Below are 26,246 nucleotides of genomic sequence, written 5' to 3'. Positions count from 1 at the left end.
GTAAGTCTATTTAATTTTCAAACATCTAATTGTTGCTATTAACAATACCAAAGGACCATTTTATTTGTCAAACAATTTTTTATATTGCTTTTTTACAGTTTAGTTTCGTATCGTTTGGTAAGCGCTTTACTGAAACCTTTGTCACTTCCCATTCGCCTTCTTCGTTATTAAATGTAATCGTTACCTTCTCAAATGGTGGCGCAATTTTCCCTGCAACACGTTCATACTTTGTCACTTCAATAACTGCTTGAAATAAATATGTACCGCTATACACTTTTTTTAAACTAATAATTTTCGGGCATTGATAAGGCTTCAAGCTCCCATATTGTTTTTCGATTGCTTTATTTATTTTCGGGAATAACACAGAATAAAGGGCATCTTCCATAAGAGGTGCATCATATTGAGCTACCGACACACTTGGTGAAGCAAAAAGTATAACACTACTGCATACTATAAAATATAATAATTTTCGCATTATAACCTCCGTATTGTTACACGATTCTTTCCGCGCACGATAATAATCATACATAGAAACTCCATTTTATTGTCTCCTACTGCCCTTTTTCTACTCAATTGTTATAAAAAAGTCCACAACTCTCTTTTATTTTCGTATAATGATACTCATAGTATAATAAACATAATAATAAAGGACTGTTCGTATATATAAAATGAGGCGCTAATCAAATAGGCCCACAAGAACCGTCATGCTTTTTAGGAGAGGAGTATATTATGCTACAACGTCTGTTTCCAAAACTGCGATTCGCACTCGTTGCAGTCGTTTTATTATGGATAAAAACATATATTGTGTACAAGCTAGCGTTTGATATTAAAATTGATAATTTCTTTGAAGAATTTATGCTTTTTATTAATCCACTAGCTGCGTTACTTTTATTTTTCGGTTTTGCTTTATTTGCATCTAAACACCGAAATCGCATTATAGTTGGAATTAGTTTTATACTATCATTCATTTTATTTGGAAATGCAATGTTTTATGGTTTTTATAACGATTTCGTTACGTTCCCAGTATTATTTCAAACAAATAATATGGCTGATTTAGGGACGAGTATAAAAGAACTCTTTACGTATAAAACATTACTGTTATTCGCAGATGCGATCATCTTAATGTTTCTTTCGCGTAAATTCCCATCATTTTGCGACAAAACGCCGCTTTCTCGCTCTGAAAAGAGAACTTTCTTTAGCGGTGTAACAGCTCTATTAGCACTACAAATTGTTGTTTCCATTATTTATAAACCACAAATGTTCTCACGCTCGTTTGACCGTCAAACTGTCGTGAAAAATTTAGGGTTATACACATATCATCTATTTGATATTACACTTCAATCTAAATCTTCAGCTGAACGTGTATTTGCGAGTGGGGACGGGTTCTCTGAAATTAAAAACTATACAGACTCAAAAGATAAGCAAGTTGATAAAAACTTATTTGGAGCTGCAAAAGGCAAAAATGTTATTTTAATTTCAATGGAATCTACACAAAGTTTTGTTATTAATAAAAAAATAAATGGAAAAGAAATTACTCCATTTTTAAATGAATTTATTAAAGATAGCTTTTATTTCGATAACTTCTATCATCAAACAGGACAAGGTAAAACTTCTGATGCTGAATTTATCGTTGAAAATTCACTTTATCCGTTAGACCGCGGTTCTGTATTCTTTACTCATGCAACAAATGAATATACAGCTACACCAGAACAATTAAAGAAATACGGATATTCTTCTGCTGTCTTCCATTCAAACGATAAAACGTTTTGGAATCGTGATGTAATGTATCCTGCACTTGGATATGATCGTTACTTTAATTTAAATGATTACGTAGGCACAGAACAAATGTCTGTCGGTTGGGGATTAAAAGATAAAGAGTTCTTTGAACAATCTATTCCAAAGCTAAAATCTTTACCACAGCCGTTCTATACAAAATTCATTACTTTAACAAACCATTTTCCATTTCTTCTAAATCCAGAAGATCAATATGTTGATGAGTTTAATTCAGAAAGTGGTGTTGTAAACCGTTACTTTCCAACTGTTCGTTACACGGATGAAGCTCTTAAACAATTTATTAAACAATTAAAAGAAGAAGGTCTGTATGATAATTCCGTTATTGTCATTTATGGAGATCATTACGGTATTTCTGAAAACCATAACGCAGCTATGGCTCAGTTCCTTGGGAAAGACGCTATTACACCGTTTGATTCTATGCAATTACAACGTGTCCCTCTCATCATTCACGTGCCTGGTCAAGAAGGTAAAGTCATTTCTAAAGTGTCTGGTCAAATTGATATTAAACCAACGCTACTTCATTTACTTGGTATTAAAACAAATCAATCAGTTGAATTTGGAACTGACCTATTTATTAAAGAAAAAGACCCTCTTATGGTAATGCGTGATGGTAGCTTCGTTTCGGAAGATTATGTGTATACAAAAAACATGTGCTATAAACGAAACACAGGTGAAGAAGCAGACATCTCATTATGTCAACCGAATATTGAAAAAGCAAAAACAGAATTGAAACTTTCCGACAAACTCATTTATGGAGATTTGTTACGTTTCGATCCTAACAATCGGTATAAAACTGGAACTATGACAACGAACTTTGAATAATACAAGAAGCAACTTTATAAAAGTTGCTTCTTTTTTCACTTATTTTTCCAATCATTCTTCTATGAAATCTTTCACAAATTGGGAATTTCTTTCGTATGAGGAAGAAATTTATGGTATGATAAAATAAGTAAACTTTCATACACTAATTAAGAATTTATTACAGAAAGCAAGGGATCAGATTTTGTATAGAGCAGCTATTCCAAACTTATTTACGCTCGGAAATTTATATAGTGGATTCTTGTCAATCGGCTATGCATCTTTAGGATATTATAAATCAGCTGCTATTTTAGTACTTATCGGGATGATGTTAGATAGTCTTGATGGGCGTGTTGCTCGTTTATTACGTGTTGATTCACAAATGGGAAAAGAGCTTGACTCGCTTGCGGATGTCGTAACATTTGGTGCAGCACCTGCTGTTCTCATGTATTACACATCTTTCTCTAATTATGGAATCATCGGACTATACATAGCGGGGCTATTCCCTCTTTTCGGAGCATATCGTTTAGCACGATTTAATGTAACACCATCTTCTACTTCAATGAAATACTTCACTGGGGTACCGATTACAGCAGCGGGAGGGCTTGTTGCTTTCTTAACATTATTTTCACATACCATTCCAAAAATCGTTCTTATTACAGTATTTGTAACGTTCGCATTTTTAATGGTGAGCCGCATTCGTATCCCAAGTTTAAAAGATGTACCAATTCCACGATATAGCATCATTATTACACTATTTTTAGTGGGCATCATTATCACAATGTACCAAACAGGATTCGGTAATTTTTCTGTTTTCTTATTCATTGCTATTCCACTATATATTTTGTACATGCTATCTCAATTCCTTAGACAACGACCATCAAAAAGAGCAAATAAAGAAAAATAAAAAGAAACCTTCCGGAATCGGAAGGTTTCTTTTTATTTTGTAACGAATACTTTTTGATTGACAGGCGTTACAGGTTCTTCGCCATTTAATACAGCTAAAATATTTCTTACCGCCGTTTCGGCCATCGCATCACGCGTTTCGAATGTTGCATTTCCTACGTGAGGAGCAAGTACCACATTCTTTAATCCTTTTAGCTCTTCAGTAATTTTCGGTTCAAATTCAAACACGTCAAGAGCTGCCCCTTCAATTTCATTCGTTTTTAAAGCATGAGCAAGTGCCGCTTCATGCATAATTGGTCCACGTGAAGCATTTATAATATACGCTGTTTTCTTCATCATTTTGAACTGTTCCTCATCAATCATATGATGCAATTTCGGATTATACGCACAGTTAATTGTAATAAAGTCTGCTGTTTGTAATAATTCTTCCAATGTTACATATGTTGCTTCCAGTTCACTTTCAGCTTCGGGCTTTCGATTTGGTCCTGTATATAAAACATTCATTCCAAACGCTTTTGCACGCTTTGCAACTGCCTTTCCAATTTCTCCAAGGCCGATAATTCCAATTGTCTTACCATGTACTTCGCGGCCTAAGAAAAATAATGGAGCCCATCCGTTAAATCCAGTTGTACGGCATAGCGTATCACCTTCAGGAATTCTACGTGCAGCTGCTAAAAGAAGTGCAAATGTTAATTCCGCTGTCGCTTCCGTTGATACTTTCGGTGTATTCGTTACCGCAATCCCTTTTTCTCCGGCATATGAGTAATCAATATTATCGTAACCAGCACCGTAGTTTGCAACAATCTTTAAATTAGGTGCCGCATCAATCACTTCTTTTGTCACCTTTGTAGAAAGTAAGCTTAACAATGCATCTTTATCTTTTACACGTTCTGTTAATTCATCTAAAGAAATTAACTCCTCTTTATCATACATTTCTACATCATGATCTTTTAATAGTTCTAATCCGATTGCTGGAATTTTTCCTGCTACTAATATTTTTGCCACTATACTAACACCTCTTCTATACAAAATAGGATAGCTCTTATCTTTCATTGTAAGAAATCCACATATAAAAACCAAGGAATTTGATTATAGTTTTGAAAATCGACACTTTTCCATAAAAAAAGAGGAGATGCAAGTCTCCCCTCTTTTTACGCTTTTTCTTGCGATTGTTTTCCAAGCTTCACATCAATTGTTCCTTCTGCAACTGTATCACTAATTTGCTCCTCAATCACTGATTGAGATGTAGCATTCGTATCAGAAGTATACGCTTGTTGCTGTGCATCTTGTACATTTTGTTTATTTTGTTGTTTCACCATTTCTTTACCCTCCTTTTTATTCTTTCTTATTTTGAACAAAAAGATGGGTTTTCATGAAAAAATCGTGATCATTTTGAAATTGTTACTTCTTCTTCTAGTAATCTCATCGTTCGGACTCGTTTCGTAAATGTAGCTAAGTGAGCAATATCATGATTACGTAACGTCTTTATATTCTCTTCCACATATTTCCCTAAATCATTCGGATAATGAGCATCTGAAGAAAGTGTAATCGGAACTTCGTGTTTAGCTAATACTTGTAAATATAGCGGACTCGGACACATTTCGCGCACAGGATAGCGATAGTACAATCCCGCATTTATTTCCGTTGCTGTATTTGTTTCTACTAATGCACGCGCAATTTTCTTATAATAAGAAATTTGTTCATTCTCATCTAACCGATAATTAAATACTTTTATGTTGTCAAGATGAGCAATAATATCAAATAACTCAGAACGAACTGCGCACTCAACCGTTTTGAAAAACGTATCATATAAAGCATATAAGTCATGTTCCTTAAAGTATTCTTTCGTATCTGGATTATCAAATCCCCAGCCATTTAAAAAATGAACAGAACCAATTACATAATCAAAATCTCTTAATGCGAGTAAAGATTGTAATTGTTGTTCACCACCAATAAAATAATCTGCTTCAATTCCAAGTTTAAGCGTAACACCTCTTTTACTCCACCGTTCTTTCGCCTCTTCAATTGCCTTTGTAAAATCATGTAGTGAAGCTACCCTTACTTGGTCTAACCATTCCTTTTGTAAACGTCCAAGCCCCGAATCACTAATATCAACATATTTTTCATAGTATTCTTTCGCTTCATAAAAACGGTATAAATGATCGACAATACCAACTTCTTTTATCCCTTTTCGCAAAGCTTCTTCTAAATATAAATCAATCCATTTCGTTGTAAATGGTCCTTCATTCACACGTCTTTGCAGGCGTTCTTGTGTTTTCACAAGCCATTCCATAGAATGTTTTTCTTCTTTTAGCGGTTCATAATGTTGTAATGATTCATTTATTTTAGCTAGCCATCCTATTGAATATGGCCCTTCTTCTAAATGAATATGATAATCCACCTTCATACGTATTCCCCCTATAATGTATCTATTTCTCTTCTGTCCCCTACTCTCGAAAGCTTCCCATTTCTTTCTGTCACTTCCTCCATAATATCTTCTAATGATATATTTTTTTCGGCTAATAACACGAAGCAGTGATACAATACATCAACCATTTCTTTCACTAGCTCTTCGTTATCATTATTTTTGGATGCAATAATTACTTCCGTACATTCCTCACCAATTTTCTTTAAAATTTTATCTTCTCCTTTTGAAAACAAGTAATTTGTATATGATTCAGGAAGTGGATTTCTCTTTCGTTCTTTAATTGTTTCAAATAGTAATGTAAAGGCGTTTTTCATATGTATCCCCCTATATAATTTTGTAATGAAAACATGTTTTTTCTCCCGTATGACATGCAGGTCCTACTTGCTTTACGACAACAACAATTGAATCTTGATCACAATCTAAATAAAGAGATTGCACATGTTGGACATTACCTGATGTTTCTCCTTTATTCCATAACGACCTTCTTGAACGAGAATAAAACCATGTTCTTTTCGTTTCTATTGTTTTTTCATATGCCTCTTCATTCATATAAGCTAGCATTAAAACTTCTTTTGTATCTTCTTCAATTACAACTGCTGGTAATAGTCCTTTTGAAAAGTTAGGTTTCATAGCCGCACCTCAACATTTGCATTTCTTAACTTTCTCTTTACGTCCCCTATTGTCGCCTCACCGTAATGAAAGATTGATGCCGCTAATGCTGCATCAACTGCTGTCTTTTGAAACACTTCTATAATGTGATCAGCATGACCGCACCCGCCTGACGCGATGACAGGTACGGAAACACTTTTTGAAATTTCTTCTGTTAAACGAAGGTCATATCCGTTTTTCGTTCCGTCTGCATCCATACTCGTTAATAAAATTTCGCCTGCGCCTAGCTCTGTAACGCGCTTTGCCCACCTGATTGCATCCATTCCCGTATCAACTCTTCCGCCGTTCACATATACATTCCACTTATCTTCTGCTACTTTTCTAGCATCAATTGCGACGACAATACATTGTGAGCCAAAATGCTCTGCCCCTTCTCCGATTAATTTTGGATTTCGCACTGCTGCTGAGTTAATTGAAACTTTATCTGCTCCAGCTCTTAGTAAATTGTACATATCTTTCACATTTGAAATTCCTCCGCCAACTGTAAGAGGAATAAATACTTTTGAAGCCGTTTTTTCTACAACATCTACAATCGTTTTTCGTCCTTCATGAGTTGCCGTAATATCTAAAAATACTATTTCATCTGCTCCCGCATCATTATATAAAGCTGCTATTTCAACAGGATCCCCGACATCTTGTAGTCCTATAAAATTTACACCCTTTACGACTCGCCCTTCTTTCACATCTAGACATGGAATAACGCGTTTTGCTAACATAACTTTGTTACCTCTAGCACTTCTTCTAAATCAATCGTTTTCTCGTAAAGAGCCTTACCAATTATGACACCGTATATGTTCATATCATTTAACTTTTTCACATCTTGAATAGATGCAATTCCTCCAGAAGCAATAAGTCGAGTAGAAACGCTTTTTTGTAGTAACTCCAATTGTTCTATATTCGGTCCTGCAAGCGTCCCATCTTTCGAAATATCTGTAAACACAATCGTTTGAACACCTACATTCTCCATTTGTTTTGCTAAATCAATGTAAGAAATTTCAGATACATCAAGCCAGCCTCTCGTTGCTACGAAACCATTTTTCGCATCAATTCCGACGATGATTTTTTCTTTATATAGAAAAACTGCTTCTTCTAAAAATGGCTTATCATAAAGAGCAGCTGTTCCTAAAATCACTTTACCTACCCCTACTGAAAATAACTTCTCTACGGCTACAAGTGATCGAATTCCTCCGCCAACTTGCACTGGAATACGTACTGCCTTGCAAATTCTTTCAATGACGGACAAGTTTAACGATTCACCAGCAACTGCACCATCTAAATCAACAATGTGCAACTGTTTCGCTCCAAATGTTTCAAATATAATCGCTTGCGCAACCGGATCTTCATTCATTACTGTTTCTTTACTAAATTCCCCTTGATACAGTCTAACGCATCGTCCCTTTTTTAAATCGATAGCTGGGAAGATTTCCATGATTCTACCACTCCTTTAAAATTTTTCAACATTTGCATGCCTATATCACCACTTTTTTCAGGATGAAACTGTGCGCCATATATATTTTCTTTTGCTACAAAACCAGGTACTTTCACTCCATAATCACTTATTCCATACACAATTTCATTTGGACAATCTGCGTAATAAGAGTGGACATAATATACGAAAGAACCGTCCTCTACTCCATTCCAAAGCGCTATTTCTCCTTCTTTCTTTAACTCATTCCATCCCATATGAGGAATTTTATAAGGAACCTTTAGCTTTCGAATAACGCCTGGCAATAAACTTAGCCCGTTACAGTCTTGTAGTTCCTCACTTTTTTCAAATAAAAGCTGCATTCCTAGGCAAATACCTAGAAGTGGTTTTCTTGAACGCCCGATTTCTTGTAACACACGCACTAAATCTTTTTCTTCCAATACATCCATCGCTTTTGGAAATGCACCTACTCCTGGTAAAATCACTCCATCACTTCTAAAAATCTCTTCTTTATCACTCGTTACAATGTACGCTGCTCCAATATGCTTTAATGCTTGTTCTACACTACGAATATTTCCCATTCCATAATCTATAATGGCAATCAATTACAACATCCCTTTCGTTGAATTTACACCAGTAATGTTGGCATTTCTTTCGACTGCTTCTCTAAGCGCTCTACCAAACGCTTTAAATAAGGCTTCAATTTTGTGATGTGTATTACTTCCGTATAAAATACGAGCATGTAATGTAATATTGGCAGCATGAGCAACTGCTCTAAAAAATTCTTCCGTTAGTTCTGTATCAAAATCCCCAAGCTTCGGATTCGTTAATTCTCCTTGAAATACAATATATGAGCGTCCACTTATATCAATTGCAACAAAGCCTAAAGACTCATCCATCGGTACATATGCTGAGCCGTACCTGTTAATCCCCTCTTTACTGTGCAATGCTTCTTTCAAACAATTTCCGAGTACAATTCCAACATCCTCAACTGTATGATGCGCATCAACGAATACATCACCTTCTGCCTCCACTTGCAAACCGAATCTTCCATGCCTTGCAAATAAAGTTAGCATATGATCAAAAAAACCAACTCCCGTTCGTACAGAAACGTTCTTCCCATCATCAAGCTGTAAACTTAATTTTATTTTTGTCTCTGTCGTCTCACGTATTTGACTAGACTCACGCACTATTCTTCCTCCTCAAATCTTATTTGAATTGCTCTCGCATGCGCATGTAATCCTTCTTTATTGGCAAGCTCTACAATATGATGTTGGACATCTCTTAATGCTTCCTCCGTATAAGACAGAAAGCTTGATTTTTTCACAAAATCATCGACTGATAACGGTGAGAAAAACCTTGCCGTTCCACTTGTCGGTAACACGTGATTCGGTCCTGCTAAATAATCCCCGAGCGGTTCTGGTGCATATGGTCCAAGAAAGATAGATCCTGCATGTTTCACATAAGCTAAAGCATTCATCGGTTCTTTTATATGTAACTCTAAATGTTCCGGGGCAATTTCATTCGATAACTGTAGTGCCTCATCTATAGAAGGAACGATAAAAATGGCTCCATTTCTATTTATTGATTCACGTGCAATTTCGCCTCTTGGTAATGTTTCTAACTGCCTTTCTATCTCTTTTTCTACTTCTTTTGCTAACTCTATATTTGTTGTAATACAAATTGCTGTCGCTCTCTCGTCATGTTCTGCTTGTGATAATAAATCAGCCGCAATATATTTTGCATTGCCGGTTTCATCCGCAATAACTACAATTTCTGACGGTCCAGCAATCATATCGATATTTACTATTCCATATACTTCTCGTTTCGCTAGAGCGACGTACAAATTTCCTGGTCCAACTATTTTATCCACTTTCGGAATCGATTCCGTACCGTATGCTAAAGCAGCAATTGCTTGCGCACCACCTATCGTATAAATTTCATCTACTCCCGCAAGGCTTGCAGCAACTAAAATATGTGGATCAATTCCTCCTTCTCTTGGCGGTGTTACCATTACAATCTTTTTCACACCAGCGAGTTTTGCTGGCAATACATTCATTAATACTGACGAAGGATACGAAGCGGTTCCGCCTGGCACATATACGCCTACATTCTCTAACGGCCGAATGATTTGCCCTCTAATGATGCCTTCACTCGCACAATCGAACATCGATTGTCTTTTTTGCTTTTCATGGTACGAAATAATGTTTTTCTTCGCCTCTTGTAACGCTTCTAAAAATGAATTCTCTACAAACATACTCGCTCGTTTTTCTTCTTCTTCACTTACACGAAACTCTTTTATCTTTACACCATCAAACTTTTTTGTATAAAAAGATAAGGCCTCATCCCCACTCTCCCTTACATTTCGAACGATTTCGCTTACATTTCTTTGAACAGTTTCTTCTATTATATTAGCGTTTTCTCGTAGCAATTTTATTTTCGATAACGCCTTTTGAAAATCTTCAAAAACGATCTCCATTACAAGTCCCCCTATTTTCCTGACAAAATTTCTTGCTCCATCATATTTATAATACTGAATATTTCGTCTTTTTTAGTTTTTAATGCAGCCTTATTTACAATCATTCGAGCAGATATAGAATACATTTCCTCAAATACAATGAGTCCATTTTCTTGTAATGTTTTTCCTGTTTCAACAATATCAACAATCGCATCTACCAATCCAAGAATAGGAGCGATTTCTACAGACCCTTCTATTTTTATGATTTCTACATCCTCTCCTTTATCATGAAAATAGTTAGAAGTAATATGTGGATATTTCGTCGCAATACGTTTCTTCCGGTAGCTCTTCGGATTATAAGTAGGAATAGAAGCAACACAAAACTTACACACACCTACTCCTAAATCCAACATTTCATAAATATCTTTTTCGTTTTCCATTAAAACGTCTTTTCCAACGACCCCGATATCCGCTACTCCATGTTCTACATAAGTAGCAACATCTACTGCTTTCACCAAAATAAATGAGATATCTGTATTTTTACTTTGAAAGACAAGCTTTCGTCCTTTATTTTTAAGCTCTGAACAATCGATTCCAATCTGCTCAAAGAGTGGAATCACATGTTTTTCTAATCTTCCTTTCGTTAACGCAATTTGAATGTTACGCATGAAGTTTCTCCTTCTTTCTGGACTACCCATTTCTCGTTCCATACATATTCCACTAACGATTCGTTCTTTGCCTCAACAACCGTCACTATTTGATTTTTTCTTGCAAATTGAAAGGTGTCATTTAAATTAGAACATAAAGATATCTCTACTTTTTTCCCGTCCTTTTGAAGTAAATTTCGTAACCGTTCCGCTTCTGCTAATCTATTTAACTCGTAATGAATCATAATATCTATTCTCTTTCGTTCATACGGTTCTTGCTGCTCCTGCAGCGCCTTCACAATTTGATTAACTTGCACCGCGAGTCCAACAGCCGGCAACATTTCTCCAAAATTTCCAATTAACTCATCATATCTTCCGCCACTAACAATTTCTTCTCCAATTTCATATATATACCCTTTGAAAATAACACCTGTATAATAGTCCAAATATTGAATCATACCTAAATCAATTGATATGTACGATCCATAGCCTAGCTTGTCAATTGCTTCATATATTTCTTTCACTCTTGCAATGGCCATTTTCATTTCATTACTGGAGGCGAGTTTTTCTGCTTCCTCAATCACTTCTAAATTCCCAAATAACCTTGGTAATTTCTCCAGTAATCTTACTGTTTCATCACATCGATCAAATTTTTTTTCTCTAATAAAATTTGATAGAGCAGCATAATTTTTACTTTCAATATATGTTCTAAGAACTTTCTCTTCTTCCTCATGAATGGAGAGCTTTTTGACAATACATTTATATAACTGCACTTGCCCAATCTCTATTGTAAAAGATTGCACTTTCAACTTTTGAAGTGATTGAATGACACTTATAACACATTCAATTTCAGCTCTTACATTATCAATACCGATAATTTCAATACCACTTTGCACGATCTCATTATATTTTCCAGTAAGGGACTCATTCGCTCGAAATACATTTCCGCTATACGTCACTTTAAGTGGTGTATCACACCTCTGCGTTCCGATCACTCTCGCTAACGGAATTGTCATATCTGGACGCAATACGATAATCCTTCCCTTTTCATCAAAAAATTTATACATCTTTTCTTCATCTATCGGCCTGCTTTGAAAGGCGAACACATCATAAAATTCAATTGTTGGTGTCCTTATTTCTTCATAACCTCTCTCTAAAAAAGTACGCCTTAATTTTTGCTCCACTTCTTCAATTAACGTACATTCTTCGAATAAATAATCTCTCGTTCCATTTGGATTTGCCCGTTTCCATTTTGTCATCGAAATTCTCACACCTTTCCCTTTCTAATGTATGCTTATTTCATGCACCTAAACCGAAAATAAAAAGAGCCTTGTAGATAAAATATACCTACAAGGCTCTTTAATAGCGTGTAGGTACAACGGGAATAACCCTTGCACCTACACGTTTTCACGCTAGGTTCAAGGGCTTTATGTATGATGATGTAGTTGTGTAAGCATTTTAATAGATTGCATTGTTTTCATAATACTTACTCCCTTTCTCCTCTAATTTTTACATAGTATATAATACTTAATTCTGAATGTAAATACATTTTAAATATTCCGTTATCTTTTAATATACAGCTACCATTCTTTCATACTCCTTTATTTCTTGTTCATATTGCATTGTAATACTAATTTCATCTAAACCATTTAATAATTTCTCTTTCCACATTTTCTCTATTGTAAAATGAAACCTGTGCGTACTTGCTGTAATTACTTCATTCTCTAAATTTACTTCTATTTGTTCTCTTGCATCCGTTTTGGCAAGCTTTTCTCGCATTTCTTTATCCATTACAATTGGTAACATACCATTCTTCATACAATTCATATAAAAAATATCTGCAAACCCTCCCGCGATAATTACGCGGAAACCATAATCAGCAAGTGCCCAAGGTGCGTGTTCTCTTGAGGAACCACATCCAAAATTATCACCTGTAATTAATATACTTGCTCCTTTTCTATCTGGTGCATTAAGTGGGAAATTAAGGTTTTCGTGTCGTTCATTATCATACCGCCACTCATCAAATAAATATTTTCCAAATCCCGTCCTTTCAATTCTCTTTAAATATTGCTTCGGAATAATTTGATCTGTATCAATGTTATCATTCATAAGTACTGCGGCAGTACCTTTATGAATACGAAATGGCTCCATCATAACTCTCCTTTCTAATATCAACAAAATGACCATATAACGCAGCTGCTGCCGCCATTGCTGGGCTAACTAAATGTGTTCGTGCTCCTTTTCCTTGTCTCCCTTCAAAATTACGATTTGAAGTGGAAGCGCAATGCTCTCCTTCAGGTACTTGATCTGGATTCATTCCAAGACACATGGAACATCCAGGTTCTCTCCATTCAAATCCTGCTTCTTCAAATATGTGATGTAGTCCTTTTTGCATCGCCGCGTCCCTTACTCTTTTCGATCCAGGCACAACGAGTGCTCGCACACCTTCTTTTACCTTTCTCCCTTTCACAACAGATGCAGCAATTTCTAAATCTGAGAGCCTGGAATTTGTACAAGATCCAATAAAAACATGTTGAACTGGAATGTCATACGTACTTTGTCCAGGGCTTAATCCCATATAAGAAAATGCTCTTTCGTCATTTACATCATGCTTTTCTGGCAATTTCTCATCAATACGAACTCCCATACTCGGATTTGTTCCCCACGTAACGTATGGCGCTAAATCCGTAACGTCTATCGAAATATGTAAATCATACATTGCATCTGCATCTGTATAAAGTTCAGACCATTTCTTCTCGAAAGTTTCATAGTCTTTCGGTGCATATTTACGTCCTTTTACATAAGCAACTGTTTTTTCATCTGGCGCGATAATACCCGCTTTTGCTCCTCCTTCAATCGCCATATTACAAAGCGTCATTCTCTCTTCCATCTCCATAGCCTGAATCGTCTCTCCGTAAAATTCCATTACATATCCCGTTCCAACTGCTACACCGTACTTTGAAAGGAGATGCAAAATAATATCTTTTGCGTAAACGCCTTTCTGTAATTTTCCTTTTAACTCAATGCCCATCGCTTTCGGTTTTCTTTGCCACAGCGTTTGCGTTGCCAATACATGTTCCACTTCACTCGTACCAATACCAAACGCTAGCGCACCAAACGCACCGTGCGTTGCTGTATGACTATCACCACAAACAATTGTTTTGCCTGGCTGCGTGAGCCCAAGTTCTGGTCCGATAACATGAACGATCCCTTGCTCTTCATCTCCGATATCCGCTAACGGCACCTGAAATTGTTTACAATTTTCCCGAAGTGTATCTAGTTGCTGCTTCGCAATGCGATCAGTAATATTCCAAACATCTTTCGTTGGAATATTATGATCCATCGTTGCGAATGTTAAATCTGGTCTGCGTACCGTTCGATTTGTAAGCCGCAAGCCTTCAAAGGCTTGCGGTGACGTTACTTCATGAACAAGGTGCAGATCGATATATAATAAATCTAATCCATTTTCATTTGTCGCAACTACGTGTCTTTCCCAAAGTTTATCTAGCAACCTTTTCCCCATTATCTTCCTCTCCCTACTAGTGCTTGCTCTTCCATTTCTTGCATTACTGCCTTCGTAAATGAAGTTGTCGTTTCAGTCCCGCCAATATCTGCTGTACATTTTCCTAATTTAAGGACTGCTGAAATCGCTTCTTCAATTGCACACCCCTCTCTCGTTAATCCGAACGATTGCCCAAGCATCATGGCAACAGAGCGCATCATCGCAATTGGATTTGCCTTATTTTTCCCGGCAATATCCGGCGCTGATCCGTGAATAGGCTCGTATAGCGAAGGGCCCTTTTCCGCGTGACTTGCTGATGGAAGCATTCCTAATGATCCAGCTAATACGGAAGCTTCGTCACTTAAAATATCCCCAAATAAATTTTCTGTTACAATTACATCAAACCGTCCTGGATTCCGAATTAACTCCATAGCAGCTGCATCTACTAAAATATGTTCTAGTTCAACATCTGGATAACGAAGGGCTACTTCTTCTGTTACAGTTCTCCATAGTTTACTAGATTCTAAAACATTCGCCTTATCAATAGATGTTACTTTTTTCTTCCGTTTACTCGCTAATTGAAAGGCATAAGAAACGATACGTTCAATTTCATGGCGATGATACGTAAGTGTATCTGTTGCTACTTCGTCGGTTCGTTCTTTCGGATAAGAAAAATAAATCCCACCTGTTAATTCACGAACGACAACGAAATCAATTTCATCAGCCTTTTTTAATGGCGATAAATGTGCCGTTGCACTTTCTACCGTTACAGGGCGAACGTTCGCAAATACACCAAGCCCTTTTCTTAAAGCTAATAATCCTTTCTCTGGTCTTTCTTTCGCACTATCCCACCTTGGTCCACCAACTGCTCCTAGTAAAACCGCATCACTTGCTAAACAAGCGGCAAGCGTTCGTTGTGGTAATGGTTGCCCATTTAAATCGATAGCACTCCCGCCAAAGTACTCATCTTGCAAATGAAAATGATGACCATATAACCTTTCTACCATATGCAATACTTCCTTCGCACTTTCCATAACTTCCGGTCCAACACCATCACCAGCTAAACAAACGATACGTTTTTCCAATTTCAACACTCCTTTTTTGCTGAATTTTCAGAACATTAATTTGACAGGTGAGAATAGTCCCTCTCACCTATCAAACACTTATTTCACAAGCTGGATAAAAGATTTCAATTTCCCCGCTGCGTGGACATATGCTCTCGCCGACGCTTCCAATACGTCTTGCGCAACACCAAAACCTGATACTTGATGTGTTCCTTCTTTTAATTCAACATGAACATGAGCCAGTGCATCTTGACCTTGCGTAATAGATTGTATGCGATAATCCGCCAATTCACATTCTAATCCTAAAATTCTTTGGATTGCATTATAAATTGCTTCAATACTACCAGAGCCAGTAGCTGCATCTTCGAATACATTTCCTTCCTCATCTTTTAGTACAACTGTCGCACATTGTGTACTATTTGATACGAAATGTACTTGCAGTTGCGTAATATTATATTGCTGAGCCGCAAATGCTGCTTCACCAAGCATAAGTGCTCGTAAATCTTCCTCAGTAATTTCCTTCTTACGATCAGCTAATTTTTTAAACGCTTCAAACACTGCATCTCGTTCTTCCGTTGTAAATTCATAGCCAAGCTCTTTCATTTTTTCTGTAAACGCGTGACGTCCAGAATGTTTTCCAAGTACAAATAGGTTTTGAGATTCGCCTACTAACTCTGGTTCAATAATTTCATACGTTGTCACTTCTTTTAATACACCATCTTGATGAATTCCGGATTCATGAGCGAATGCATTCGCTCCAACGATTGCTTTATTTTTCGGTACAACCATACCTGTTAATCTGCTTACTAATGTACTTGTCGCTTTAATTTCTTTTAGCGTCATAGAAGGCTCTGCTTGATAGAAATCTTTTCTAATATGAAGAGCAACTGCGACTTCTTCTAATGCCGCATTCCCTGCTCTCTCTCCAATTCCATTAATTGTTCCCTCTACTTGCAATGCTCCCCCTTCAACCGCAGCTAGCGAATTTGCTACAGCCATCCCAAGGTCATCGTGACAATGACAAGAGAAAATTGCTTTTTCATATGAAGGAACGGATTCTTGTAAGTACTTAAAAAGAGAATAATATTCTTCTGGATTCGTATATCCAACTGTATCTGGAATATTAATTACATTCGCTCCTGCACGAATCGCAACTTCTACTGCCTCAGCTAAAAAATCTCTTGCTGTTCTTGTCGCATCTTCTGCAGAAAATTGTACTGTTGGAAATAATGATTTTCCAAGTGTAACAGAACGATGAATACTATCTAATACATCCTCTTTTGACATACAAAGTTTATATTTCATATGAATATCACTTGTAGCTAAAAATACGTGTAAACGAGGAGATACCGCACCTTTCACAGCTTCATATGCTCTTCGAATATCGCTTTCTTTTGCTCTAGCTAAACTCATAACTGTAGCATTTTGAATTGTATTCGCGATGCGTTTTACCGATTGAAAATCCCCTTCGGAAGCTGCTGCAAAGCCAGCTTCCATAACATGGATCCCTAGTCTCTCTAATTGCCTTGCAATTTGCAATTTCTCTTGTTCATTTAAATTCACTCCTGGTGATTGTTCGCCATCACGTAGCGTCGTATCCATGAACAAAATCTGCTTCATATTATTTCATCCCTACCTTTACTCGCGGCTGTACGAAAGGCATCATTTCACGTAATTTACGTCCAACTACTTCGATTTCATGTTCATTCTCTTTCTCATTTGTCGCATGGAAATTCGGTCTTCCTGCTTTATGCTCTGCAATCCAACCTCTTGCAAATGTACCATCTTGAATTTCTGCTAGCACTGTACCCATCGCTTTCTTCGTATCTTCCGTTACAACGCGTGGCCCTGATACGAAGTCGCCCCACTGCGCTGTATCTGAAACTGAATATCTCATATTTTCAAGTCCACCTTCATACATAAGGTCAACAATAAGTTTCAGTTCATGTAAACATTCAAAATATGCAAGTTCCGGCTGATATCCGGCATCAACTAACGTTTCAAATCCAGCTTTCACCAGCGCAGTTACTCCGCCGCAAAGTACAGCTTGCTCTCCAAATAAATCTGTTTCCGTTTCTTCTTTAAATGTCGTTTCTAATACACCAGCTCTCGTCGCTCCAATTCCATCGGCATAAGAAAGTGCCTTTTCAGTCGCAACTCCTGTTGCATCTTGGTATACTGCAAATAGTGCCGGAACAGCTCCTCCTTCAGCAAACGTACGACGAACTAAATGTCCCGGCCCTTTTGGTGCTACTAAAAATACATCTACATTCGCTTGTGGTTTCACTTGATCAAAGTGAACATTAAATCCGTGTGCAAAAACGAGAGAATTTCCTGCCTGTAAATTTGGCGCAATTTCCGCTTCATATACTTCTGGTTGCAGTTCATCTGGCAGTAAAATCATTACTACATCAGCCTGCTTTGCTGCTTCCGCTACTGTATATACTGAAAATCCATCTTCTTTCGCTTTATCCCAAGACTTCCCTTTTCTTAAACCTACTACTACATCAAATCCGTTATCACGTAAGTTTTGCGCATGCGCATGACCTTGCGATCCGTATCCAATGATTGCTACTTTTTTTTCCTTTAATACATTTACCGTTACATCTTTTTCATAATAAACTTTTGCCATTTTCATTTCCCCCTATATTTAAATGCTTATTGAATTAACATAACTTGCTTATCTTGTTTTTTCATACTACGCGTAAAGGCTGTTACCCCTGTTCTTGCAATTTCTTTCAAACCGTATGGACGAAGTAATTCAATTAATGCTTCTACTTTCTCCTGTGTACCTGTTACTTGCACAACTATGGAATCCTTTCCAACATCTATTACAGCGGCTCGAAACGGTTCAATTAAACTGTATAATTCCGCCCTCGCTACCGAAGTTGCTACTTTAATAAGTGCAAGTTCTCTTGCAATCATCGCTTCTTCTGTAATATCTGATACTTTCAAAACATCAATTTGCTTATGCAGTTGTTTAATTAGCTGCTCAACTTGCTGTTCATTTTCAACGTGTACAACAATCGTCATCCGCGATATGTCCGATGATTCCGTATGACCTACTGAAATACTTTCAATATTAAAATGTCTTCGTGTCATAACACCTGTAATTCGGTTTAACACACCACTTTGATTTCGAACTGTTGCTGTAACAATTCTCTTCACCTTTTTTCCACTCCCTCCATTTGGTGAACACCTTTCCCTGGCGCAACCATCGGCATTACCTTTTCTGATTGAAGTACACGGCAATCAATTACGACCGGTTCTTGTAATTCAATTGCATGCTGCAATTGTTTCTTCGCAAGAAGTGGATCATCTATGCGAACTCCTTTTATGCCATACGCATTCGCAAGAGCAACGAAATCTGGTTGACACGATAGTAAAGAGTGCGAATATCTTTGGTTATAAAATTCATCTTGCCATTGTCTTACCATTCCTAAAGCTTCATTATTTAAAATAAATACTTTAACAGGTAAAGAGTGTTCTTTTAACACACTTAATTCTTGCAGAGTCATTTGAAATCCAGCGTCACCAACAATTGCAATAACTAGTTCTTCAGGCTTTGCAATTTGTGCACCAATTGCTGCAGGGAATCCGAATCCCATCGTTCCTAATCCTCCTGAAGTTACCCATTTATCAGGATTTTTCAGCGGATAATATTGTGCTGCCCACATTTGATGTTGCCCCACATCTGTTGTTACAATCGCTTCTCCTTTCGTAATTTCATATAACATATCAATTGCATATTGAGGCTTAATACTTTCAGAATTTCGTTTATAAGAGAATGGATACTTTTCTTTTCTATTCTTTAATAAAGAGATCCACTCATGATGATTTTCTTTCCTTCCTTCTGGTTGAAGTAATACTTGGAGCGCTTGCTTAGCACTTGCAACAATAGGAATTTCAGTCGGCACATTTTTTCCGATTTCTGCTGGATCAATATCAATATGCGCGACAGTCGCCTCCTTAGCAAAATAAGCTAAATTTCCAGTAAGACGATCATCGAATCTCGCACCTATATTAATGAGTAAGTCGCATTCATATAACGCCATATTAGCTGTGTAAGAACCATGCATCCCTCCCATGCCTAGAAAAAGTTCATCATCTGGCGGAAAGCCACCAAGACCAAGTAATGTATGCACAACAGGAATTTCGTATTTACGAGCAAAACTTGTTAATTCTTTCGAAGCTTTCGCATGCAATACACCTGCTCCAGCTAAAATTAATGGCTTGTTTGCAACCCTAATTGCTTGTAATAATTTGTTTATTTGAAGTAGATTCGGTTCATAATTCGGGTTGTATCCTGGTAAATCCATTTGCGCATCACTACATCGTTCGCCTTGCTCTACTACCATATCTTTCGGAAGGTCAATAACGACTGGCCCTGGTCTTCCTGTTCTCGCAATATGAAATGCTTCTTTAATAATTCGAGGTAAATCTGAAGCCTTTCGCACTTGATAATTATGTTTTGTCACCGGCATCGTAAGCCCCATAATATCGGCTTCTTGAAAAGCATCACTTCCAATTAATGTTGTCGCTACTTGCCCTGTAAATACAACAAGTGGTAACGAATCAATCATCGCATCTGCTAGACCAGTAATCACATTTGTAGCACCCGGTCCACTCGTTGCAATGACAACCCCTGGATTGCCAGTAATTCTGGCATATCCTTCAGCAGCGTGAATAGCACCTTGTTCATGCCTTGTTAAAATATGCGGAATTTCACAGTCATAGAGTGCATCATAAAGAGGTAAAACAGCACCACCAGGATAACCAAAAATCACTTCTACTCCTTCCTTTTCTAGCGCTTCTAACAATAGCTGTGCACCAGTTGCCAGTTTCTCTTCCGTTTTTGAAGACATTGTTCTTATAAGCCCCCTTTTAAAAACTTTTATCAATAAAAAAAATCCTACGTCCACACTCCAGCTATGTGCTGAAGGGACGAAAGATTTCGCGGTACCACCCTTCTTTGCAAGAATACTCTTGCCTCAGTGACCCATAAAATGAGTCTAGCTAGTAACGGAGCTACCGTCTAAGCCTAGACAAATGCTTCAGCTTAGCACTCAAGGGCGATGTTCGTCGACGTGAACCATCGGTTTCCAGCAACCACCGACTCTCTGTGAGGCTTCACAATCAACTACTCCTCCCTATCAACGCTTTCTTATGTTATAAAAAGTTGTTATCCAACTTTATTTTCTTCGTAAATTTTCTCTCCATCTTCTATAACTAACTTTCGGAATTCTTCTAGTAAACGATTCGTATGTGGACCCGTTTGCCCTAAACCAATCGTTCTACCATCTACTGTCGTAACAGCAATCACTTCAGCTGCTGTTCCTGTTAAAAATACTTCATCAGCTACATATACGTCATGTCTTGTAAATAACTCTTCTCTAACGTCATATCCAAGTTTTTCACCAATTTCTAAAATAGCGTTTCGTGTAATGCCTTCTAACGCTCCAGCAGAACTTGGTGGTGTAATTAATTTATTTCCTTTTACAATAAATACGTTATCCCCTGAGCCTTCAGCTACGTATCCTTGATCATTTAACATAAGCGCTTCTTGTACTCCAGCCAATTTCGCTTCGATGCGAACTAAAATATTGTTTAAGTAATTTAAAGATTTTACTTGAGGCGACAATACATCTGGACGGTTTCGGCGCGTTGCAACTGTTACAACTGGAATCCCTTTTTCATAATATTCTTGCGGGAATAAAGATAGTTGCTCTGCAATTACTACTACATTCGGTTTCTTACAAGAATCAGGATCTAACCCAAGATTTCCTGCTCCTCTCGATACAACTAGGCGAATGTATCCATTAGATAATTTATTTTGTCGAATCGTCTCAACAACAATATTCGTTACTTCATCTAAAGAATATGGAATTTCTAACATGATGGATTTTGCTGATTCATATAACCGGACAAGATGCTCTCTCAAACGGAAAACATTACCGCTATAGACTCTAATTCCTTCAAATACTCCATCTCCATATAAATAACCATGATCATATACTGATACTTTTGCCTCGTCTTTTGGAACAAATTCTCCATTTAAGAAAATCCATTGCTCGTTCACTGGAAAGCGCCTCCTATGTTCTATGAATTTTTTATTGTTTCCTAGTTTACTCTCCTTTCTAAATAAATCAAGTGAATTTTTAGAAAATTTATAATTTTTATTCGTACGTACATCTTTAATTATATTGATTTAACAACATTGTTAACGTTTACAAAAAGTCAAAAAATTTTTTTCGTCAATTTCCATTAAAAAAATATTTGTTTAAAAGAAGGATTTTCGTCAATTGATACGAATCTATTGTATTCAATAAACGGACGTCCGTTTTTATAAATTCGGGAATATACAACGACTTTTGCTGAAAAAGGGGGGAAATAATAAAAATAACGCTGTCTAAAAATAACATTCATATTTTTCATTTCGGAATCATAATCCTATTTTTAAAAAACAATTTGTCAAAATGAAGGAGGAAATCAATATGGCGTGTGTACAAATTAAAGGAACGAGACAAGAGGTAGTAGAAATGCTTCAACTATTCGATCTAATGGATACGAAAGGTTTTTGTAAATTCGATAATTATGTAGAGGTAGAACCAAATAATAAAGAACATAACAATTTTATTGCTTCCATCGACATCCATTCAAATACTTCTTCCGCCCAAGATACTTTAAACGATCAATTCGTAAGCCAAATGCTTACTGGTGTATATAACGACTAAATAAAGTCGTACTTTAATCAGACTACCCGTAAATAACAGATAAATATATGCTTCCTACCGTCTTTGTATAAATATATACGATGAACTTGAGCATACTAACAACTAGATGGTAGGAGGTGAGAATTATGGCTAAAATTGGTGTTGAAAATTCGTTAACAGATGTCCAACAAGCTCTTCAGCAACAGGGGCATGAAGTCGTTACAATTAACTCGGAACATGACGCACAAGGATGTGACTGTTGCGTTGTAACTGGGCAAGATTCTAATATGATGGGTATTGCAGATACATCAATAAAAGGATCGGTAATTAACGCCCACGGTTTAACAACAGATGAAATTTGCCAGCAAGTTGAGAGCCGCATTTAAATTCCATACAAAAAAGAAAGAGGACTCCTTCTGAAAAGGAGTCCTCTTTTTTATATTCACCTAACGGGAAAGTAACATATACTGGATGAAAGCCCTACCTCTCTCTCATCATTACGGTTCCACTGACCGCTCCTTGATTCACTAGTATACCTATAAAGCCTATAATTATAATTTATAGGGTTTGTTCACAAAAGTTGTTGGTAAAACTACCCGATCTTTCGCAAACTTTTCGTATTATATTTATAAGATTTATTTACTTTACACTAGCTGTAACCGAGACACGAATTAAAATTTTAACATCAATATAACAACTTGTCAACATTTTTCACAAATTTAAAACAGACAATAACGGTTTGTCTGTTTTAGAATGGAGCTTTTTCTTTTATTACATATACAACAAAACCGCTTACTAACATACATAAGCCAACTACTAAGTTTTTGATATTAATCATAAATTCCTCTCCCTCATTCCACACATCATATATATTTACAGTTCAATTATTCCGATCATCCTAAAGCGCACTTTTTCTAATATATCATAATTCCTAAAAAATGCAAGTTCACTTTTAGCGACCATTTACAAATTTATCTACAGTGCTTGGTACGGTATTTAAAGCTTTTTCAATTAAATGTGTACTACTATTGAGATGTAATACTTGCACACCGTTAGAACCAACTACTAAAAAAGCAACTGGGCTAATAGAAACCCCAGCCCCGCTTCCGCCTCCAAATGGATGACTTTGCTTATTCTCTTTATGCTGCCCTTGTCCATTATTATGTTTTTCGGAAATAAATTCACCTTTAAAGTCACTTCCTCCAGCTCCAAAACCAAAGGCCACTTGAGATACTGTTAATACTACATTTCCGTCAGCTGTTGAAACTGGACTTCCAACAATCGTATTTACATCTACCATCTCTTTTAAATTTGTCATTGCTGTTTTCATTAAATTTTCAATTGGATGTTCCATTATGTATTGCACCCTTTCCTCATTATTCTTTTTTATACTTTCCAAAATAGAGGAAGTCATACTAACTTTTCCTATTTCAAAAAAACAATCTTCACCTTTTAAATGGATATTACTCCCTGTACATACTCGGATAAAAAGGAAAAAGAGATACATACTACTATTGAACCTTGTTATGAAAGGAGTCATGACTTTGACTGAGAAATTTGATGAGTATAAAAAAAGAGATAGAATAGATAGTGATTATAGTGACTATAAAGAAGAATATGCAGCTGAGGTTGCACCACAGCGCATTGATTATGATTACGATGAGAAGGAACATAAAGATGATGTAAGATCGTCCGCTGCTGGATCAACGGCTGGCTTTATCGCTCTTGCCTTATCTATCTTATCACTTTTCACCTTCCCAACATTATTCGGTCTTGTTTCTGTACTACTAGGTATTTACGCTTATAATCGCGGAGCTACTGTAACTGGTGGTATCGCTGCGATTGTCGGCGGAATTGCAGCACTCATTGCAATTTTATTCCGAGTAGCGCTTATCGGCTTATTGTTCTCCCTCTTTTAAAAAGAAAAAGGTATCTCGCTTATGCGGGATACCTTATCCTGTAAATACATCTTCTGACGGATATTTAATTTTTTGTTTTGCTGGTCGCGCTAAAGAAAATACAAGTGTTAACGGTCCGATTAATCCACAAAACATAACAAACATAATCATACATTTTCCAAACGCTGATAACTTTGCAGTAATTCCCATCGTTAATCCTACCGTTCCAAACGCTGAAATTGTTTCAAATAGTAACTGAATAAAACTGAAGTCTTCTGTAAGCATTAACATAAATACTGCTGCAAAAATAAGGATTTGACTAGCAACGGCAATTGCTAATGCTCTCGTTACTGTCGACATTTTAATTGTGCGCTGAAATAATACGATTTCCTCTTTCTTTCTAAAGAAAGAAAGAACAGATGTAACTAAAATAACAAACGTTGTTAATTTAATCCCTCCACCTGTTGATACACTTCCTGCACCAATAAACATTAAAACCATCGTAAATAATATAGATGATTCTTCCATTCCCCCGTAGTCAACTGTATTAAATCCAGCCGTACGAGGAGTAATCCCTTGGAAAAAAGAAGCCCATAACTTTTCATTTAACGGTAAATTCCCTAACGTCTTCACATTATTATATTCCAATACAAAAATCACAATCATCGCTATCACATTTAGCGCTACCGTTCCAATAATCATGATTTTGGAATGAAGCGATAGTTTTCGAAAACTCCGGCTATACCATATATCAATTAGTACGGTAAATCCGAGACCACCTATTACGATTAAAGAGCAAATCCCAATATTAATAATCGGATCGCCTACATACCTTGTTAAATTATCCGGCCATAGAGCAAATCCAGCATTATTATAAGATGCGATCACGTGAAAAATACTATAGTATAAACCTTTTCCAAAGCCAAACTCTGGAATAAAACGAAATGATAAAAAGATGACTCCAATAAACTCAATACAAATTGAAAATATAAAGACACGTTTTACTAATTTTACGAGACCACCTATATTTGTCTGATTAAACGCCTCTCCAATTAATAAGCGATGACGTAATCCGATTTTTTTACCTAATACCCAAACAATTAAAATGGCAATTGTCATAAGACCTAAACCGCCCGTTTGAATTAAAAACATAATTACAATTTCGCCAAACATCGTAAACGTACTTGCAGTATCTACTACTCCCAATCCCGTTACAGTTGCTGCTGATGTTGCCGTAAAGAAAGCATCTACCCAACTAATATGTACTTTCGTTGCGAATGGTAACTTTAATAACAAACCGCCAACCACAATTAAGCAGAAAAAACCTAATGCTAATATTTGTGGTGGATTTAATCGTATAAAACGATTATACAGCCTTTGTCTTTTTGTTACTTCCATATTCACTAGCTCCCTTTTTCCCCTCATAACTAAAGGCTTATAAAAAACCTTAAATAGCAGGATAAACCTTATATTCTTATAATATAGTTGAGCATAATCCTTTTTTTCATAGTTTTCAACTGTTATTTATACTCGAACTTCACTTCATTTATAAAAAGACTCTTTCTATTATAAGTATCCTTACTCTATAACTCTCACAACAATCATTTTATATGTATCATTCCTTAAATCCTCATACCTTTCACTCTATGTTCACATAGGGGTCACATCTATCTTTTATAGTATATGTATCGGAGCTGTTCCTCCCTAATTTATAAGACATTCCCCAGTGTCTTGAACAGCTTTCCATCCCTAATTAAATTGACATAAATTGTCCCCTTCCTTTGGCCATCCTGTGTGATGGTCTTATTTTTTGTCTTTCTATCTTCTATTTAAAACTCCCTCTCTCTTTCACTCTATGTTCACACGGGCGTCACATCCACATTTTATAGTATATGTATCGAAGTTGTTCCTCCCTAATTTATAAGACATTCCCCAGTGTCTTG

At 36.6% G+C, this 26,246-nt stretch carries 29 protein-coding genes and 1 other annotated feature; of the genes, 5 read left to right on the top strand and 24 right to left on the bottom strand.

All coding sequences use genetic code 11. The annotated features are described in order from the left end of the window. Positions 1–79: 79 nt before the first annotated feature. Entirely contained in the window at positions 80–529 is a 450-nt protein-coding gene (locus PDQ68_RS07065; protein ID WP_061183989.1) for a DUF3888 domain-containing protein, read from the bottom strand. A 200-nt stretch (positions 530–729) separates the two neighbouring features. Between PDQ68_RS07065 and PDQ68_RS07060 the strand changes: the two genes are divergently transcribed. Continuing rightward, the gene (locus PDQ68_RS07060; protein WP_061183988.1) at positions 730–2,616 is read left to right on the top strand and encodes an LTA synthase family protein; all 1,887 of its coding nucleotides are present in this window, start codon (positions 730–732) and stop codon (positions 2,614–2,616) included. 181 nt (positions 2,617–2,797) lie between these two features. Then, on the top strand, positions 2,798–3,499 hold the full coding sequence (gene pssA / locus PDQ68_RS07055; RefSeq protein WP_000285422.1) for a CDP-diacylglycerol--serine O-phosphatidyltransferase: 702 nt from the start codon (positions 2,798–2,800) through the stop codon (positions 3,497–3,499). Between the two features lie 32 nt (positions 3,500–3,531). On the opposite strand, the gene PDQ68_RS07050 is transcribed toward pssA, so the two are convergent. From PDQ68_RS07050 to ilvE, 20 genes are all read right to left on the bottom strand, one after another. Further along, entirely contained in the window at positions 3,532–4,503 is a 972-nt protein-coding gene (locus PDQ68_RS07050) for a 2-hydroxyacid dehydrogenase family protein (RefSeq protein WP_001062826.1), read from the bottom strand. A 146-nt stretch (positions 4,504–4,649) separates the two neighbouring features. Then, positions 4,650–4,817, bottom strand: a complete 168-nt coding sequence (locus tag PDQ68_RS07045) for a DUF4025 domain-containing protein (protein WP_000240694.1) — start codon at positions 4,815–4,817, stop codon at positions 4,650–4,652. A gap of 68 nt (positions 4,818–4,885) precedes the next feature. After that, positions 4,886–5,905, bottom strand: a complete 1,020-nt coding sequence (locus PDQ68_RS07040) for a histidinol phosphate phosphatase domain-containing protein (RefSeq protein ID WP_061183987.1) — start codon at positions 5,903–5,905, stop codon at positions 4,886–4,888. An 11-nt stretch (positions 5,906–5,916) separates the two neighbouring features. Continuing rightward, positions 5,917–6,240, bottom strand: a complete 324-nt coding sequence (gene hisI, locus PDQ68_RS07035; RefSeq protein ID WP_000786130.1) for a phosphoribosyl-ATP pyrophosphatase — start codon at positions 6,238–6,240, stop codon at positions 5,917–5,919. Between the two features lie 10 nt (positions 6,241–6,250). Then, entirely contained in the window at positions 6,251–6,556 is a 306-nt protein-coding gene (gene hisI / locus PDQ68_RS07030) for a phosphoribosyl-AMP cyclohydrolase (RefSeq protein ID WP_000803969.1), read from the bottom strand. After that, the gene (hisF, locus tag PDQ68_RS07025; protein ID WP_000880229.1) at positions 6,553–7,311 is read right to left on the bottom strand and encodes an imidazoleglycerol phosphate synthase cyclase subunit; all 759 of its coding nucleotides are present in this window, start codon (positions 7,309–7,311) and stop codon (positions 6,553–6,555) included. The genes hisI (PDQ68_RS07030) and hisF overlap by 4 nt, the downstream gene beginning before the upstream one ends. Beyond that, positions 7,305–8,024, bottom strand: a complete 720-nt coding sequence (gene hisA, locus PDQ68_RS07020; protein WP_016716982.1) for a 1-(5-phosphoribosyl)-5-[(5-phosphoribosylamino)methylideneamino]imidazole-4-carboxamide isomerase — start codon at positions 8,022–8,024, stop codon at positions 7,305–7,307. The genes hisF and hisA overlap by 7 nt, the downstream gene beginning before the upstream one ends. After that, on the bottom strand, positions 7,997–8,626 hold the full coding sequence (gene hisH, locus PDQ68_RS07015) for an imidazole glycerol phosphate synthase subunit HisH (protein ID WP_000560331.1): 630 nt from the start codon (positions 8,624–8,626) through the stop codon (positions 7,997–7,999). The genes hisA and hisH overlap by 28 nt, the downstream gene beginning before the upstream one ends. Further along, entirely contained in the window at positions 8,627–9,211 is a 585-nt protein-coding gene (hisB, locus tag PDQ68_RS07010; protein WP_001209290.1) for an imidazoleglycerol-phosphate dehydratase HisB, read from the bottom strand. Further along, on the bottom strand, positions 9,211–10,500 hold the full coding sequence (gene hisD, locus PDQ68_RS07005) for a histidinol dehydrogenase (RefSeq protein ID WP_016716981.1): 1,290 nt from the start codon (positions 10,498–10,500) through the stop codon (positions 9,211–9,213). Before hisD ends, hisB begins: the two co-directional genes overlap by 1 nt. Positions 10,501–10,511: 11 nt before the next feature. After that, complete coding sequence (gene hisG / locus PDQ68_RS07000; protein ID WP_016716980.1) at positions 10,512–11,147, bottom strand: ATP phosphoribosyltransferase; 636 nt, start codon at positions 11,145–11,147, stop codon at positions 10,512–10,514. Next, positions 11,123–12,385: an ATP phosphoribosyltransferase regulatory subunit gene (gene hisZ / locus PDQ68_RS06995; RefSeq protein WP_061183986.1), complete on the bottom strand. Its 1,263-nt coding sequence runs from the start codon at positions 12,383–12,385 to the stop codon at positions 11,123–11,125. The genes hisG and hisZ overlap by 25 nt, the downstream gene beginning before the upstream one ends. Before the next feature lie 310 nt (positions 12,386–12,695). Continuing rightward, positions 12,696–13,277, bottom strand: a complete 582-nt coding sequence (leuD, locus tag PDQ68_RS06990) for a 3-isopropylmalate dehydratase small subunit (protein WP_061183985.1) — start codon at positions 13,275–13,277, stop codon at positions 12,696–12,698. After that, positions 13,255–14,649, bottom strand: coding sequence for a 3-isopropylmalate dehydratase large subunit (gene leuC, locus PDQ68_RS06985; protein WP_000518107.1), 1,395 nt, complete (start codon positions 14,647–14,649; stop codon positions 13,255–13,257). Before leuC ends, leuD begins: the two co-directional genes overlap by 23 nt. Beyond that, positions 14,649–15,713, bottom strand: a complete 1,065-nt coding sequence (gene leuB, locus PDQ68_RS06980) for a 3-isopropylmalate dehydrogenase (protein ID WP_000415369.1) — start codon at positions 15,711–15,713, stop codon at positions 14,649–14,651. Before leuB ends, leuC begins: the two co-directional genes overlap by 1 nt. Positions 15,714–15,791: 78 nt before the next feature. Continuing rightward, complete coding sequence (gene leuA / locus PDQ68_RS06975) at positions 15,792–17,312, bottom strand: 2-isopropylmalate synthase (RefSeq protein ID WP_000809579.1); 1,521 nt, start codon at positions 17,310–17,312, stop codon at positions 15,792–15,794. Between the two features lies 1 nt (position 17,313). Continuing rightward, entirely contained in the window at positions 17,314–18,324 is a 1,011-nt protein-coding gene (ilvC, locus tag PDQ68_RS06970; protein WP_061183984.1) for a ketol-acid reductoisomerase, read from the bottom strand. Positions 18,325–18,350: 26 nt separating this feature from the next. Next, positions 18,351–18,860 carry an acetolactate synthase small subunit gene (gene ilvN / locus PDQ68_RS06965; RefSeq protein WP_000822948.1) on the bottom strand — a complete coding sequence of 170 codons (510 nt, stop codon included), beginning with the start codon at positions 18,858–18,860 and terminating at the stop codon, positions 18,351–18,353. Next, entirely contained in the window at positions 18,857–20,557 is a 1,701-nt protein-coding gene (gene ilvB, locus PDQ68_RS06960; protein WP_061183983.1) for an acetolactate synthase large subunit, read from the bottom strand. The genes ilvN and ilvB overlap by 4 nt, the downstream gene beginning before the upstream one ends. Positions 20,558–20,629: 72 nt before the next feature. Then, positions 20,630–20,858, bottom strand: a binding site (T-box leader). 16 nt (positions 20,859–20,874) lie between these two features. After that, positions 20,875–21,771 carry a branched-chain-amino-acid transaminase gene (gene ilvE, locus PDQ68_RS06955; RefSeq protein WP_001005497.1) on the bottom strand — a complete coding sequence of 299 codons (897 nt, stop codon included), beginning with the start codon at positions 21,769–21,771 and terminating at the stop codon, positions 20,875–20,877. A gap of 415 nt (positions 21,772–22,186) precedes the next feature. Between ilvE and PDQ68_RS06950 the strand changes: the two genes are divergently transcribed. Then, complete coding sequence (locus PDQ68_RS06950; RefSeq protein ID WP_000752504.1) at positions 22,187–22,426, top strand: DUF3911 family protein; 240 nt, start codon at positions 22,187–22,189, stop codon at positions 22,424–22,426. Positions 22,427–22,551: 125 nt separating this feature from the next. After that, positions 22,552–22,791 (top strand): YkuS family protein, encoded by a 240-nt coding sequence (locus PDQ68_RS06945; RefSeq protein WP_001062581.1) that lies wholly within the window; start codon positions 22,552–22,554, stop codon positions 22,789–22,791. A gap of 362 nt (positions 22,792–23,153) precedes the next feature. On the opposite strand, the gene PDQ68_RS06940 is transcribed toward PDQ68_RS06945, so the two are convergent. Beyond that, positions 23,154–23,243, bottom strand: coding sequence for a hypothetical protein (locus PDQ68_RS06940; protein ID WP_000608225.1), 90 nt, complete (start codon positions 23,241–23,243; stop codon positions 23,154–23,156). A gap of 114 nt (positions 23,244–23,357) precedes the next feature. After that, complete coding sequence (ytfJ, locus tag PDQ68_RS06935; RefSeq protein ID WP_001997038.1) at positions 23,358–23,819, bottom strand: GerW family sporulation protein; 462 nt, start codon at positions 23,817–23,819, stop codon at positions 23,358–23,360. A 112-nt stretch (positions 23,820–23,931) separates the two neighbouring features. Here ytfJ and PDQ68_RS06930 point away from each other — a divergent pair, with 112 nt between their 5' ends. Beyond that, a complete protein-coding gene (locus PDQ68_RS06930) occupies positions 23,932–24,324 on the top strand; it encodes an imidazole glycerol phosphate synthase (protein ID WP_001997037.1) in 393 nt (130 codons plus the stop codon). 33 nt (positions 24,325–24,357) lie between these two features. Here PDQ68_RS06930 and PDQ68_RS06925 read toward each other — a convergent pair whose 3' ends face one another. Beyond that, complete coding sequence (locus tag PDQ68_RS06925) at positions 24,358–25,701, bottom strand: TrkH family potassium uptake protein (protein ID WP_000454127.1); 1,344 nt, start codon at positions 25,699–25,701, stop codon at positions 24,358–24,360. Positions 25,702–26,246: the final 545 nt, after the last annotated feature.

It is taken from the genome of Bacillus cereus group sp. Bc010, from assembly GCF_027716745.1.
Classification (GTDB): domain Bacteria; phylum Bacillota; class Bacilli; order Bacillales; family Bacillaceae_G; genus Bacillus_A; species Bacillus_A pacificus.
The sequence above is the reverse complement of the archived record's forward strand: the minus strand, read 5'-3'. Positions and strand labels throughout refer to the sequence as shown.

What these genes read in the sequence shown, in the direction of transcription:
- ilvB (WP_061183983.1), bottom strand. Translation starts at nt 20,557, where the DNA reads ATGTCTTCAAAAACGGAAGAGAAACTGGCAACTGGTGCACAGCTATTG.
- hisZ (WP_061183986.1), bottom strand. Translation starts at nt 12,385, where the DNA reads ATGACAAAATGGAAACGGGCAAATCCAAATGGAACGAGAGATTATTTA.
- PDQ68_RS06950 (WP_000752504.1), top strand. Translation starts at nt 22,187, where the DNA reads ATGGCGTGTGTACAAATTAAAGGAACGAGACAAGAGGTAGTAGAAATG.
- hisD (WP_016716981.1), bottom strand. Translation starts at nt 10,500, where the DNA reads ATGGAGATCGTTTTTGAAGATTTTCAAAAGGCGTTATCGAAAATAAAA.
- leuD (WP_061183985.1), bottom strand. Translation starts at nt 13,277, where the DNA reads ATGGAGCCATTTCGTATTCATAAAGGTACTGCCGCAGTACTTATGAAT.
- PDQ68_RS06945 (WP_001062581.1), top strand. Translation starts at nt 22,552, where the DNA reads ATGGCTAAAATTGGTGTTGAAAATTCGTTAACAGATGTCCAACAAGCT.
- ilvC (WP_061183984.1), bottom strand. Translation starts at nt 18,324, where the DNA reads ATGGCAAAAGTTTATTATGAAAAAGATGTAACGGTAAATGTATTAAAG.
- PDQ68_RS07060 (WP_061183988.1), top strand. Translation starts at nt 730, where the DNA reads ATGCTACAACGTCTGTTTCCAAAACTGCGATTCGCACTCGTTGCAGTC.
- leuC (WP_000518107.1), bottom strand. Translation starts at nt 14,649, where the DNA reads ATGGGGAAAAGGTTGCTAGATAAACTTTGGGAAAGACACGTAGTTGCG.
- PDQ68_RS07065 (WP_061183989.1), bottom strand. Translation starts at nt 529, where the DNA reads ATGTATGATTATTATCGTGCGCGGAAAGAATCGTGTAACAATACGGAG.
- PDQ68_RS07040 (WP_061183987.1), bottom strand. Translation starts at nt 5,905, where the DNA reads ATGAAGGTGGATTATCATATTCATTTAGAAGAAGGGCCATATTCAATA.
- hisI (WP_000803969.1), bottom strand. Translation starts at nt 6,556, where the DNA reads ATGAAACCTAACTTTTCAAAAGGACTATTACCAGCAGTTGTAATTGAA.
- ytfJ (WP_001997038.1), bottom strand. Translation starts at nt 23,819, where the DNA reads ATGACTTCCTCTATTTTGGAAAGTATAAAAAAGAATAATGAGGAAAGG.
- hisI (WP_000786130.1), bottom strand. Translation starts at nt 6,240, where the DNA reads ATGAAAAACGCCTTTACATTACTATTTGAAACAATTAAAGAACGAAAG.
- PDQ68_RS07045 (WP_000240694.1), bottom strand. Translation starts at nt 4,817, where the DNA reads ATGGTGAAACAACAAAATAAACAAAATGTACAAGATGCACAGCAACAA.
- PDQ68_RS06925 (WP_000454127.1), bottom strand. Translation starts at nt 25,701, where the DNA reads ATGGAAGTAACAAAAAGACAAAGGCTGTATAATCGTTTTATACGATTA.
- PDQ68_RS06940 (WP_000608225.1), bottom strand. Translation starts at nt 23,243, where the DNA reads ATGATTAATATCAAAAACTTAGTAGTTGGCTTATGTATGTTAGTAAGC.
- hisG (WP_016716980.1), bottom strand. Translation starts at nt 11,147, where the DNA reads ATGCGTAACATTCAAATTGCGTTAACGAAAGGAAGATTAGAAAAACAT.
- leuA (WP_000809579.1), bottom strand. Translation starts at nt 17,312, where the DNA reads ATGAAGCAGATTTTGTTCATGGATACGACGCTACGTGATGGCGAACAA.
- hisF (WP_000880229.1), bottom strand. Translation starts at nt 7,311, where the DNA reads ATGTTAGCAAAACGCGTTATTCCATGTCTAGATGTGAAAGAAGGGCGA.
- PDQ68_RS06930 (WP_001997037.1), top strand. Translation starts at nt 23,932, where the DNA reads ATGAAAGGAGTCATGACTTTGACTGAGAAATTTGATGAGTATAAAAAA.
- hisA (WP_016716982.1), bottom strand. Translation starts at nt 8,024, where the DNA reads ATGGAAATCTTCCCAGCTATCGATTTAAAAAAGGGACGATGCGTTAGA.